A 12,524-nucleotide genomic window follows, 5' to 3' on the forward strand; every position below is an offset into this window, starting at 1 on the left:
CGGTACGAGGCGGTCGGGGGCGCTTGATGTCGGGGGTGCGGCTCCGGTGGGGGCTGGTCGCGCGGGGAACCGCGCGAGAAGCGGCCACCGGCCCGCAGCCGACGTACGGCCCAGGGGCGCGGGGAACCGCGCGTCACGGCTGCGGCCCCGTCCCGCTAACCCACGGAGTACTTGGTGTCCGCCGCCGGGTCCAGCGCGAGGCGGTACCCCCGCTTGACCACGGTCTGGATCAGCCTGGGCGCGCCCAGGGCCGAGCGGAGACGGGCCATCGCGGTCTCCACGGCGTGCTCGTCGCGCCCGGCGCCGGGCAGCACGCGCAGCAGATCGGCCCGGGACACCACCCACCCGGGCCGCCGGGCGAGGGCGCGGAGAAGCGACATCCCGGCGGGCGGCACCGGCCGCAGCTCCCCGTCGACGAGCACGGCATGCCCGCGGATCTCCATCCGGTGCCCGGCGGTCGGCAACGTCCGCGCACGGCCGGGCAGTTCGAGGCAGAGCAGCTGCACCAGCGGCCCGAGCCGGAAGCGCTCCGGCTGCACCGTCTCCACCCCGCGCCCCTGCAACGGCAGCGCGGTCACCGGCCCCACGCAGGCGGGCACGACGTCGTGGCGCAGAGCGGAGAGGAGTTCGGGCAGCAGGCCGCGCTCCTCGGCGCGGGCCAGCAGCGAGGCGGCGGCCGGCGCCGAGGTGAACGTCAGCGCGTCCACGCCGCGGGCGACCGTCGCGTCGAGGAGCCGGTCCACGGGCCCTATGTCCTCCGGCGGCATCCAGCGGTAGACGGGGACGCCGACGACCTCGGCGCCCGCCTCCCTGAGCGCCTCCACGAAACCGGGCAGCGGCTCCCCGTGCAGCTGGATGGCGACGCGGCGGCCCTCCACCCCTTCCCCGAGGAGCCGTTCGAGGACCTCCGCCATCGACTCCGACGACGGCGACCACTCCTCGGTGAGCCCCGCGGCGCGGATCGCGCCCTTCACCTTCGGCCCGCGCGCGAGGAGTTCGACGCTGCCGAGCCGCGCGAGCAGGGCGTCGCCGAGCCCCCAGCCGTCCGCCGCCTCCACCCAGCCGCGGAACCCGATCGCGGTCGTCGCGATCACCACGTCGGGCGCGTGGTCTATCAACTTCTTGGTGGCGGCGAGGAGTTCGCTGTCGTCGGCGAGCGGCACGATCCGCAGCGCGGGCGCGTGCAGCACGGCGGCACCGCGCCGCTTCAGCAGCGCGCCCAGTTCGTCGGCCCGGCGCGCGGCGGTCACCCCGACGGTGAAGCCCGCGAGCGGTCCGTGGGCCGGTACCGGGTCGGCCCCGGCGGCCTGCTGTTCGTCGTACATGCTGGTTCTCGTCCCGCTCGACGGTCGTCCCGTACACGCCTGGTCACAGTGTGGCGTCGTCCGAGCCTGCCAACGCTCCGTGACAGACCCGGATCAGCATGATTGCGTACGTGTTACGGGAGCATCTCTCACACTTCGGCGTAGCTGAGCTGCGGCTTCGCCTCCGTGGCGGGAGTCGTGCCGGAGCGGGCGGCCGGGCGGCGAAGGTATACGGCCCATGTCACGGCGAAGCACACCGCGTAGAAGACGAGGAAGGCCACGAAGGCGCCGGTACCGGTGCCGGCCGTCTGGAAGGACTGCCGGAAGGCCAGGTTGATGCCGAGGCCGCCGAGCGCGCCGACCGCGCCGATCAGGCCCATCGAGGCGCCGGAAAGACGCCGCCCGAAGGCCGCCGCCTCCTCGCCGCCGAGGCCCCTGCGCTCCGCCTTGGCCTGGAAGATGCCCGGGATCATCTTGTACGTGGATCCGTTGCCGAGCCCGCTGAGCACGAACACCAGGATGAACGCGACGGTGAACAGCGGCAGCGACTTCGCCACCGACGCGAGGGCGACGACGGCCGTCGCGAGGGCCATCGCCGCGAAGTTCCACAGCGTGATGCGGGCGCCGCCGAAGCGGTCCGCGAGCCGGCCGCCGACCGGGCGGATCAGCGAGCCGAGCAGCGGACCGATGAAGGTGATCGAGGCGGCCTGCAACGGCGTACGGCCGAACTGGGTCTGGAGGACCAGGCCGAAGGCGAACGAGTAGCCGATGAACGAGCCGAACGTGCCGATGTAGAGGAACGCCATGATCCAGGTGTGGCCGTCGCGCACGGCCTCCTTGGCGGCTCCGGTGTCGTTCCTGACCGTCGCCAGGTTGTCCATGAACAGTGCCGAGAGGACCGTCGCGACAACGATCAGCGGGATGTAGACGCCGAGCAGCACGCGCGGGCCGCCGTTCGCGCCGATGACGGCGAGGGCGACGAGCTGGATGACGGGGACGCCGATGTTGCCGCCGCCCGCGTTCAGGCCGAGCGCCCAGCCCTTCTTCCGCAGCGGGAAGAAGGAGTTGATGTTCGTCATGGAGGAGGCGAAGTTGCCGCCGCCGACACCGGTGAGCGCCGCGCACACCAGGAACGTGGTGTACGAGGTGCCGGGCTCCATCACGGCGAACGCGGCGACCGACGGCACGAGCAGCAGGCTCGCCGAGACGATCGTCCAGTTCCGGCCGCCGAAGACGGCGACCGCGAAGGTGTAGGGCACCCGGGCGAAGGCCCCGACGAGGGTGGCCATGGAGACGAGGAAGAACTTCCCCGCCGGGTCGATGCCGTACTCGGGCCCCATGAACAGGACCATCACCGACCACAGGCTCCAGACGGAGAACCCGATGTGCTCGGAGAGGATGGAGAAGATCAGGTTGCGCCGGGCGACCCGGGCGCCGGTCTCCGCCCAGAACGTCTCGTCCTCGGGATCCCACCGCTCGATCCAACTCCGGCTTCGGGTCTGCGCCTTGAGGTCCTCAGGGCCGGCCATCTCACGCCTCCAGGTCACGGGGTAAGGCTGCTGCGACCGAAGGTAGGCACGGCGGATTTCCGCGCTGTGGCGCGGGGTGACCGCCCGGGAACGTTGCTCTCACCCGGCCGGTCGGCCCGCGGTGAGGCTCGGGCCCGAGCCTGCCGCACCGCAGCCGGGACCGGGCGGATCAGCCGGCGGTCTTCCCCACCCAGGGCAGCTTGACGGTGCCGCCGCCCTTCTCCCAGGTGAGGGTCACGACATCGCCGGACTGCGTCAGGTTCGCCACGAACACCTTGTTCCCGGTGTCCTTGCCCGCGCAGGACACCGCGATCCGGAACCGGTTGCCGCTCTGCGTCTGGCCGATGCCGCTGCAGATGCCCTTGCCCCGGGAGTCGATGTACGAGACCGCGTACTTCCCCTTGGCGCTTCCCGTCGTGAGCTTCGAGGCGACGGTGAGGGTCTGCGCCTCCTCGTTCTGCCACTGCCCCTGATAGCCGGTGTCTCCCGCGGGGCGCCGGCCCGGCCCGTCGCTCTCGTCGGCGAACGGGTCGTCGCTGGGTGCGGCGGTGGGCTCGTCACCGGCCGGGGTGTCCGACTGCGTGGGCTCGTCGGCGGGCGCGCTGACGCGGCCCGTGGCGACGACACTGCTCTCCTTGGCGGCCGGCTCGTCCTTGCCGCCGTCGTCGCCCCTGGTGCCCAGCAGGATCCCGCCGCCGGCCAGCGCCGCGACGACCACGACGGCCGCCACGACCAGGACCGCCTTCTTCTTGCCGCCGCCACCCGGGGGCTGCCCGGGAGGCGGGAACTGGCCGTACGGAGAGGGCTGTTGGCCGTACGGCGGCTGTGGCGCGCCGTATCCGTACGGGCCGGGGTCCGGGGCCTGCCCCTGCGGCGGGCCGTAGGGGCCCTGGGGTGTGCCGTACGGCCCCGCCGGGGGCTGCTGGGGCGGTGGGGGCGGCTGCTGACCGCCGCCGTATCCGTACCCGTACCCGTGTCCCTGGCCGTCCTGCGGCGGCTGTGTCATGGCGCGTCCCCGTTTCCCCGTTGCCCCTGTCCCCCGTGCGCACCAGTCAACCCGGAGCCCTCATCGGGACACAAGCCCCCGCCGACGGCCCTGTCGCCCGCGCTTCGCGGAGCCGGCCGGCCACAGGCGCGGGGAGCGCTTGGCCGCCAGGTCCTCGACCCAGCCGAACAGGACGATGCAGCACCCGATGAAGCTCCAGGTGAAAAAGAGCACCGGCCACGAGCTCTCCAGGAGCCAGGAGAAGTGCTGCCACATCACATCGATGTTCCAGAGCTGATCCCACAGGGTCGCGGCCAACAGGATGCAGATGTTGTGCCACAAATAGATGGTCACAGCGCGGGAGTTGAGCAGAGTGATCAGCCTGTCGAAGGGGCGCAGCAGCCGAGGCCACTGCTCCCACGAGGGGCTGAAGTGCAGAAGCAGCAGTACCGTCGCGAAGGACCAGAGAGCCTGGCCGAAGGGGATGTCGTCCAGGTCGTGGCCCTGCTTGAAGCCGTGGCTGAACGCGTACCACAGGCCCAGAACGGCGACGGCCGAAGCGACGGACGGGACGACATAGCCGGGAATGCGCTTCAGGATGCCCTCCCTGTGCGCCATGCCGAGCACCCAACACGCACCGAACGTACTGAAGTCGGTGATGTTCGAGTCGATGCGGGCGTAGGGAATGGTGACCACGCCGTAGGCAAAGGCACCGGACAGCACCAGCGGTGCGGCGATGGTCGCCCACGGCATCGCCCGGAGCGCCTTGAGCATGAGCGGCGACAGCAGGACGAACCAGAGATACGCCCTGATGTACCAGAGAGGTCCTGACAGTTCGGCCGCCCAGTCGTCGCCGAGAACGCCCTGGATGCCCTTCAGCCCCTCCGCGAAGGGCGGGTCTCCGAGTGGAACCACCCAGTAGGCCAGGTGGACCCACCACCAGCCGGGGTGATCCTCGCCGTCAGGTCCCCAGCCCTGCAGCAGCATGCCCGTGACACCGATCGCTCCCAGCAGCCACAGCGGGGGCAGGAGCCTGCGCATGCGTCCCCGCACCACCTGAACAGGGGGGCGCTTGAGCGAGCGCGCCATCAGATTGCCGGCCAGCGCGAACATCACGCCCATGGACGGGAAGACGATGGGGAGCCATGCCCAGCCCATCAGGTGGTAGAAGACCACCCGGAACAGGGCCAGCGCACGCAAGAAGTCGAAGTACCGGTCTCGCCCGACCGCTCGCCCCGTGTCCGCAGCGGGCGCGTCGACAGGCGCCGACGGCTCGGTGACAGGGGTGAACTGTACGGGGACGGCCGCATGTCGGGCACGCCCGACACCGGGCAAGGAATCGGTCACGCTCTTTGCCTTCTGATCTGGTTCGGCCGGCCGTGCGAACGGTGCAGGCTGCTCGGAAATGTCGTGCCAAGTCGGCTGCCCGGCACGCTCGTTGAAGCCGTCACCGAGCTCGGTACGCGGGTGAGTCATCGCGGCTGCCTCCACGCGCCGCCCACCATCACGGAGGTGCGCCGGGACGACGGCTCCAGGTCCGGCGCCGAGCCGAGTGCGCCGGTGCGGCGCAGTTTCTGCCACCTGAGGCGGCCGCCGGTGAGCGCGGTGATCCAGGACTGGAGCAGCACCACGTACATCAACTGCCGGTAGAGGAGCTGTTGCAGCGGGAGCGAGATGAGGTGCGTCATCTTCTCCTTGTCGAGCCGGAAGGCGTACGCCGCGCAGACCGCCTGGATCGCGAGGACGCCGAGCCAGGCGACGACCGTCTTCTGGGTGGGGCCGAACACGACCCCGTACAGCAGGAAGACGTCGATGAGCGGGGCGAGCAGCGGGGCCAGGACCATGAAGAGCGAGACCAGGGGCAGGCCGACGCGGCCGAAGCGGCCGGACGGGCCGCGCTCGATCACTGCGCGGCGGTGCTTCCAGATGGCCTGCATGGTGCCGTACGACCAGCGGTAGCGCTGCGACCACAGCTGCTGGACGGACTCCGGGGCCTCGGTCCAGGCGCGGGCCTTCTCCGCGTAGACGACGCGCCAGCCGTCGCGGTGCAGCGCCATGGTGACGTCGGTGTCCTCGGCGAGCGTGTCGTCGCTCATGCCGCCGATCCGGTCCAGTGCCGATCTGCGGAAGGCTCCCACGGCTCCCGGGATCGTCGGCATGCAGCGCAGGATGTCGTACATGCGGCGGTCGAGGTTGAAGCCCATCACGTACTCGATGTGCTGCCAGGCGCCGATCAGGGAGTCGCGGTTGCCCACCTTGGCGTTGCCCGCGACGGCGCCCACGCGCGGGTCGCCGAACGGCTGGACCAGTTCGCGCACGGTGGCCGGTTCGAAGACGGTGTCGCCGTCCATCATCACGACCAGGTCGTACCGGGCGTTCGCCAGGCCCCTGTTGAGCGCGGCCGGCTTGCCCGCGTTGTGCTGGCGCACCACCCGGACGTTGGGCAGCCGCATGTTCTCCACGATGCGGGCCGTGCCGTCGGTCGAGCCGTCGTCGATGACGATGATCTCGACGGGGTGCTCGCTGAGCATCAGCGAACGGACGGTGTTCTCGATGCACTTGGCCTCGTTGTACGCCGGGACGAGGACCGAGACCGGCTCCGTGACGGGCGGCCCCCAGGCGAAGCCCTTCCTGCGGACGCGGCGGGCGTGGGCGGCGGACAGGATCAGCATCAGGCCGAAGCGGCTCATGACGAGGACGCCGATGACGGCGAGCCCGACGACCAGGACGCCCGTGACGTTCTCCGACGCGTCGACCGCGTAGATCCACGCCTTGCCCTTCCACCGCTCCATGCCGGTGACGGGCGTGTGGGCGCTGGGCATGTCCAGCGCCTCGGTGAGGTTCTGGAACCGGTAGCCCGCGTGCTGGAGATCGGGCAGGAAGCGGTCGAGCGCGGCGACGGTCTGCGAGCGGTCGCCGCCCGAGTCGTGCATCAGGACGATGGCGCCCTTGCCGCCGTGCGGGGTGGCCCGGCGGATGATCTCGTCGACGCCGGGGCGCTTCCAGTCCTCGCTGTCGGTGTTGTTGACGACGGTGAGGTAGCCGCGCGAGCCGATGTACTTGGTCACCGGCCACGACTTGTCGTCCATGGCGTCGGCGAACGACGAGTACGGCGGCCGGAACAGGGAGGTGCGCACGCCCGCCGCGCCCTCCAGCGCCAGCTGGTTGGTGGACAGCTCCCAGTCGATGCGCTTGTCCGACTGGTAGGAGAGGTCGGGGTGGTTGAAGGTGTGCAGGCCGACCTCGTGGCCCTCGGCCACCATGCGCTGCACCAGCTCGGGGTAGCGCGAGGCCATGGTGCCGGTGACGAAGAAGACGGCGTGCGCGTCGTGCTTCTTCAGGACGTCGAGGACCTTCGGCGTCCACTCCGGGTCGGGCCCGTCGTCGAAGGTGAGCACCAGCTTGTGGTCGGCTATGGAGCGGCTGGACTCCTGGCCGGCCCGGGTGTCGATGACCGGGCCGCCCTCGAGGATCTTCTCGGGGACCTTGTCGGTGGCGGCCTCCGGCTGGATCCGGTGGTCGGCCATGATCTCGCTGTGCACATAGCCGCGCAGCATGAGCATCGCGATCATGGCCACGAGCAGCAGCGAGGGCAGCAGATAGCGCAGCGGGACCCGGCGCTTGCGGGCGGCGCGCGCGGCTGGGGCCCGCCGGGAGCCCCGGGAGTGCCGGGAACGGGAGCGGTCGGACATCTCTACAGGTCGCTCATCTCTACAGGACGCTGCTTCCGGGGGCGCCGGAGGGAACGCGGCGGGGACGGGGCAGCGGGCGCGACGGGATCGCGGGCGGGGACGGTGCGGCGCACGCGCCGCGAGGGGAGGGGATCGCTCCGCGGGGAGCGGAAGGCAGGGTGCGTCCTAGGACGCGAGCGACGACTCCGCCGGTTCGGCGCCCGGCCGGGGCACAGACGTTCTGGCGGAGGTGCGGTAGGAGACGGCGTCGGTGCCGCCCGCTCCGCCGTCCGCGCCCGGGTCGTCCGTCGGGGTGGTCACCGGCGGCGGGACGGCCGGGGTCGACGGGCCGGAGGACGTCGTGTCGTCGTCGTCCGCGGGGGCCGACGGGTCGGCCTGCTTCGTGGTCGCGCGGCCGGTCGGCCTGCCGGGGCCGGTGGTGGCGCCGGGCGCCACGGCCTCGTCGGCGACTTCGTCGGCGGAGGACGAGGCGCCGTCGGCGGGCGCTCCCGAGGCGTCGGCCGCGGTGCCGGAGGCGCTCGGGTCCGGGGTGGTGCCGGCGGGCGCGGCGGGCGACGCGGAACCGGTGGGCAGCCGCGGGCTGGTGTCGACCTGGTCCGCGGACTTCTTCTCCTCGGAGAGCCCGGGCAGTACGGGCGCGCTGGAACTCCCGGAGAACAGGGTGACGACGATGACGATCGCGTAGACCGCGCAGGCGATGCCGACGGCCACGCCGACGCGCCGGAACGTGCGGCCGCGTCTGCCGGAGTCGTCGACGAACACGGGGACTTCCTTGTCGTCCCCCGGCCCGCGGCCCGGTATCGGTATGTCCTCGCCCGGACGCCGGCCCGCGGCGATCATCTCGCCCAGCAGGCGGCCCGCGCCGTCGAGCTGGATCGTCACTTCATGGGGATCATGGGTGTGCCCGGGCAGGGCATCTTCTCGCCAGTTCTCCACCGTACGCACATCCCCCCAAGGACATGTCACTTCGTCATGTTCACCAGTGGGCGTGCGACGGACGGGCACCTGTCGCCCCGGATCGAGCCCCCACCCGACCCGGGCGCCCCCCTTATCACACTGCGCCCGCCCAATGAATGTAGCGCACCCGGATGACAGCCGTGTCCACGTGTCAGTCCTGACCCCTCATGACGAGCGCGTCGGTGGCCGGTATCCATGCGTCGTCAGGCCGCACGAGCCACCCGTTGTCCCGGGCCAGTTCCCCGGCCGCGGCGCGCACCGCCTCGATCCCGGGATGCTCCCGCCCCTTCAGCCACACCACCGACACCGGCGACAGCGGCACGGGGTCGACCAGGGGCCTCAGCACCGACCCGGGCATGGCCGGAAAGTCCACTCCGGTGAGGACGGGATGGCGGTACTTCGTCATGATCCGCCGGAACTCCTCCTTGCCGACGGCGAGCGGGGCGGGCGGCGCGACGGCGATGCCCCGTCCGGCGAACAACCGCCGTGCCAGGTCGGTCCATTCGGGAGTACGGGGATTGCCGGCGCCGGCGTAGACGGTCTCCCCCGCGAGCCGGTCCAGCGGGACCGCGTCCAGCCCGGCGAGGGGGTGGTCGGCGGGCAGCACGATCGCCATCGGCTCGTAGCGCAGCGGCTGCTGGGCGAGGCGCTCGCGCACCGCGGGGTCGAGCCCCGCGAACCGGCCGAAGGAGACGTCGAGCCGCCCGGCGAGCAGTTCGGCCGCGGCGCCGGTCAGCCCGCTCTCGTAGCGGGCCATCAGCTCGTGCTCCGGGGCGAGTTCGCGGGCCCGCGCCAGGACCCGCTCGTGCACGAGCCCGGGGCTGTTGACGTCCACGAGCAGCGGCCGGCTGTCGGCGGCGGGCCGGGCGAACGCGGCGAGCAGCTCGTCCTGCGCCTCGACGGCCCGCCGCGCGTACGGCAGCAGCCGCGCCCCCTCGGCGGTGAGCGTCACCTGCCGGGTCGTCCGGCCGAACAGCTCGGCGCCCAGCTCCCGCTCCAGGCGGCGGATGTCGCGGCTGAGCGCCTGCTGGGCGACGTAGAGGCGGGCCGCGGCGCGGGTGAAGTGGAGCTCCTCGGCGACGGCGAGGAAGGCACGCAGCAGCCGGGGTTCGACACCGTGCGCGGAGACCGACATCCAGCGAACCTACAACACAGGCGCGTGAATCGGCACCGAGTAAGTGTTGGACCCCGTACGTGACCTGCGGCGACGCTCTTGTCATGGCCGATACGACGATCATCAGGCGCCCGGAGCGGCGCGGCTATCTCCGCCTGTTCTCGATCCCCGGCGCCCGCGCCTTCACCCTCGGCAACCTCATCGCGCGCTTCCCGCAGGGGATGTTCGGCATCAGCGCGGTCATCATGATCTCGGGCGCGCGCGGCTCGTACGCGCTCGCGGGCGCCGTCACCGCGACGGGTCTGGTCGCCAACGCGGTCGTCGGCCCGTGGAGCGCCCGGCTCGTCGACCGGTACGGGCAGGCCAGGATCGCGGTCCCGGCGACCGCGGTCTCCGCGTGCGGCTCGCTGGCACTGCTGTCGTGCGTGCACTTCGGCGCCCCGGACTGGACGCTGTTCGCCGCCTATCTGGCCTCGGCGACGACGCCCAACACGGGCGGCATGTCCCGGGCCCGCTGGGCGCATCTGCTCCGCGACGATCCGGACGCGCTGCACACCGCGAACTCCTTCGAGCAGGCGGCGGACGAACTCTGCTACATGCTGGGCCCGGTGATCGCCGCGTTCCTGTGCGGCTCGCTGTTCCCGGAGGCGGGCACGCTGGTCAGCGCGGTGCTCATGGTGACCGGTGTGCTGATCTTCGCCGCGCAGCGGGCCACGGAACCCCCGGCCCACGGACCGGCGAGGGCGACGCGGTCGCCGCTGCGCGCGCCGGGCATGCCCCCGCTCCTGATCTGCTTCCTCGCCACGGGCGCGGTCTTCGGCTCGCTCGAGGTCGTCACGGTCGCCTTCGCGGACGCCCAGGGCCACAAGACGTGGGCGGGCGGCGTGCTCGCGCTCCAGGCCGCGGGGTCGTGCGCGGCGGGGCTGGTCTACGGCGCGCTGAAGCCGGCCGGCCCGGCCGAGCGCCGCCATCCGCTGTGCGTGGCGGCGATGGCGGTGCTGATGACGCTCCCGCTGCTCGCGGCGGCGCTCACCGGCTCCCTGTACGTCCTGGGCGGCGCGCTGCTGATCGCGGGCATGGCGACGGCTCCGACGATGGTGACGGGCATGACGCTCGTCCAGCGGCGCACGCCCGCGGGCCGGTTGAACGAGGGCATGACCCTCGCGGTGACCGGTCTGCTGGGCGGGATCGCGGCCGGGTCGGCGTCGGGCGGCGCCGCGGTGGAGCACTGGGGCCCCACCGCGGCGTACGCGGTCCCGGTCACGGCGGCCGCGACCGCGCTGCTGCTGTCCCTCTACGGCTGCGTACGCGCACCTAAGTGATCAGCAGGTGGCGGGCTTGCGCCACGAGCACTCCAGGTCCCCGTCGCGCTCGGCGGCGGGCACGGCGCGGGTCGACTTCGGCAGGACGGCCGACGCCTCCTTCGCCGTGGACTTCGCGAGCGTCACGACGATCGCGTCCTCCAGCGGCTTCACGGAGTCCACGAGGTAGTTGTTCTGGACGACGCTGTAGACCAGTTCGCGGCCGTCGGCGTCCTTCACGTACCCCGACAGGGCGGAGGCGCCGGTCAGCGAGCCGGTCTTGCCGCGGGCGTTGAGCGCGGCGGGCGTGCCGCACATCCGCGACCTGAGGGTCCCGCCGACGAACCGGGCCGGATCGCAGGCCACCGGCAGCGACGCGTACCAGTCGGCGAACCAGGGCTCCGAGCGCACCTTGAGGAGCAGGTCCGCGATCTGGCGTGCGGCGAAGTTGTCCTTGCGCGACAGGCCGGAGCCGTCGACCTGCCGGATCTTCGTCGCGTCGACGCCGACGCCCTTCAGGTACCCGGCGACGGCCGCCGTCCCGTCGCCCCAACTCCCGGGCCTCCCGGTCGCCTTGTACCCCATGGCCTTGATCAGCGACTCGGCGTGCATGTTGTTGGACAGCTTCATGAAGGGGACCAGCAGGTCCTTCAGCGGCATCGAGCGGTGAGTGGCCAGCGCCTTCGCGCCCGCCGGGGCGGCTCGCCCGAGCCGGGTGGCGCCGGTCACCCGCACCCCGTGCGCGGCGAGCGCGGCGCGGAAGACGGAGGCCGCGTACCCGGTCGGCTCCCACACGGTGACCCACTCCTGGGCCGGGTCCGCGCCGGCCGGGACGGTCCCGCTGACGGTGATGGTGTTGGTGCCGTGCTGCCGCTCGACGGCCAGGGTGCCGTCGCCGCCGGCCGCACCGGTCCTGGCCCGCACGTCGAGACGCACGTACGAGGTCTTCGGCGTGACGCTGACGACGGGCCGGTCCCCCGCCCTCGCCCCGGGCTTCACCTCGACGATCACGGTCCCGGAGTCGTAGTCGGTGTCCGGCGCCACGGTCAGCGCGGAGATCTGCGCGGCGTAGTAGGAGGACTCGTCGTCACCGCCCCAGGTGTCGCCGATGCGCTGGTGGTCGAAGCGGGTGTCGTCGGCGACGAGGCGTCCGTCGACCTTCCGCACCCCGGCGGCCGCGACCCGCGCGGCCAGCTCGTCGTAGTCGGCGGCGAGGGTCGTGGGGTCGCCGGTGCCGCGCAGGTACAGGTCGCCACGCAGCTCGCCGCCGCGCACGCGCCCGTCGGCGAGCACGTCGGTGGTGAAGGTGTAACCGGGGCCGAGCAGCCCCATGGCCGCGGCCGAGGTGGCCAGCTTGGTGTTGGAGGCGGGGGTGAGCCGCCCGGTCGGGTCGTGCTGGTACAGCGTCTCGCCGGTCCGCGCGTCGGCGACGACGACACTGGCCGCGCCGCCCTCCGTCCGCGGGTCGCCGAGGATCGTGTCGATCGCCCCGGTCAGCCCGCTGGGGTCGGAGTCGGCACCGGCGGGCCCGCCCCAGGACAGGGTGGCGGCGGTGACGGCGACGACGGCGGGCAGCACCCAGCGTCGCGCGGCCGTACGGAAGGGGCGTGGGAGAGGTCCGTCAGGTCTGCTCATGCCTCAG

At 72.4% G+C, this 12,524-nt stretch carries 9 protein-coding genes; 1 reads left to right on the forward strand and 8 read right to left on the reverse strand.

Going from position 1 to position 12,524, the window contains the following annotated elements; translation table 11 throughout:
- Positions 1–155 precede the first annotated feature (155 nt).
- The 7 genes from ABII15_RS15335 to ABII15_RS15365 all read right to left on the reverse strand — a co-directional run bounded on the left by ABII15_RS15335 (position 156) and on the right by ABII15_RS15365 (position 9,602).
- The gene (locus ABII15_RS15335; RefSeq protein WP_353942883.1) at positions 156–1,325 is read right to left on the reverse strand and encodes a uroporphyrinogen-III synthase; all 1,170 of its coding nucleotides are present in this window, start codon (positions 1,323–1,325) and stop codon (positions 156–158) included.
- A gap of 128 nt (positions 1,326–1,453) precedes the next feature.
- Positions 1,454–2,833: a nitrate/nitrite transporter gene (locus tag ABII15_RS15340; protein WP_353942884.1), complete on the reverse strand. Its 1,380-nt coding sequence runs from the start codon at positions 2,831–2,833 to the stop codon at positions 1,454–1,456.
- Positions 2,834–3,002: 169 nt separating this feature from the next.
- Positions 3,003–3,839: a hypothetical protein gene (locus tag ABII15_RS15345; protein ID WP_353942885.1), complete on the reverse strand. Its 837-nt coding sequence runs from the start codon at positions 3,837–3,839 to the stop codon at positions 3,003–3,005.
- A gap of 60 nt (positions 3,840–3,899) precedes the next feature.
- Positions 3,900–5,309, reverse strand: a complete 1,410-nt coding sequence (locus ABII15_RS15350; protein ID WP_353942886.1) for an acyltransferase — start codon at positions 5,307–5,309, stop codon at positions 3,900–3,902.
- Positions 5,291–7,510, reverse strand: a complete 2,220-nt coding sequence (locus tag ABII15_RS15355; protein WP_353942887.1) for a glycosyltransferase — start codon at positions 7,508–7,510, stop codon at positions 5,291–5,293. The genes ABII15_RS15350 and ABII15_RS15355 overlap by 19 nt, the downstream gene beginning before the upstream one ends.
- A gap of 165 nt (positions 7,511–7,675) precedes the next feature.
- Complete coding sequence (locus tag ABII15_RS15360) at positions 7,676–8,392, reverse strand: hypothetical protein (protein ID WP_353942888.1); 717 nt, start codon at positions 8,390–8,392, stop codon at positions 7,676–7,678.
- A gap of 226 nt (positions 8,393–8,618) precedes the next feature.
- Positions 8,619–9,602 (reverse strand): LysR family transcriptional regulator, encoded by a 984-nt coding sequence (locus tag ABII15_RS15365; protein ID WP_353942889.1) that lies wholly within the window; start codon positions 9,600–9,602, stop codon positions 8,619–8,621.
- A gap of 83 nt (positions 9,603–9,685) precedes the next feature.
- On the opposite strand from ABII15_RS15365, the gene ABII15_RS15370 reads away from it, so the two are divergent.
- On the forward strand, positions 9,686–10,903 hold the full coding sequence (locus ABII15_RS15370; protein ID WP_353942890.1) for an MFS transporter: 1,218 nt from the start codon (positions 9,686–9,688) through the stop codon (positions 10,901–10,903).
- On the opposite strand, the gene dacB is transcribed toward ABII15_RS15370, so the two are convergent.
- Positions 10,904–12,517: a D-alanyl-D-alanine carboxypeptidase/D-alanyl-D-alanine-endopeptidase gene (dacB, locus tag ABII15_RS15375; protein ID WP_353942891.1), complete on the reverse strand. Its 1,614-nt coding sequence runs from the start codon at positions 12,515–12,517 to the stop codon at positions 10,904–10,906.
- Between the last annotated feature and the right edge of the window lie 7 nt (positions 12,518–12,524).

Source organism: Streptomyces sp. HUAS MG91, assembly GCF_040529335.1.
Classification (GTDB): Bacteria; Actinomycetota; Actinomycetes; order Streptomycetales; family Streptomycetaceae; genus Streptomyces; species Streptomyces tabacisoli.

Bases quoted from the DNA above. Each gene is read 5' to 3' on its own strand.
- ABII15_RS15335 (WP_353942883.1), bottom strand. From the start codon at position 1,325: ATGTACGACGAACAGCAGGCCGCCGGGGCCGACCCGGTACCGGCCCAC.
- ABII15_RS15340 (WP_353942884.1), bottom strand. From the start codon at position 2,833: ATGGCCGGCCCTGAGGACCTCAAGGCGCAGACCCGAAGCCGGAGTTGG.
- ABII15_RS15345 (WP_353942885.1), bottom strand. From the start codon at position 3,839: ATGACACAGCCGCCGCAGGACGGCCAGGGACACGGGTACGGGTACGGA.
- ABII15_RS15355 (WP_353942887.1), bottom strand. From the start codon at position 7,510: ATGTCCGACCGCTCCCGTTCCCGGCACTCCCGGGGCTCCCGGCGGGCC.
- ABII15_RS15365 (WP_353942889.1), bottom strand. From the start codon at position 9,602: ATGTCGGTCTCCGCGCACGGTGTCGAACCCCGGCTGCTGCGTGCCTTC.
- ABII15_RS15370 (WP_353942890.1), top strand. From the start codon at position 9,686: ATGGCCGATACGACGATCATCAGGCGCCCGGAGCGGCGCGGCTATCTC.
- dacB (WP_353942891.1), bottom strand. From the start codon at position 12,517: ATGAGCAGACCTGACGGACCTCTCCCACGCCCCTTCCGTACGGCCGCG.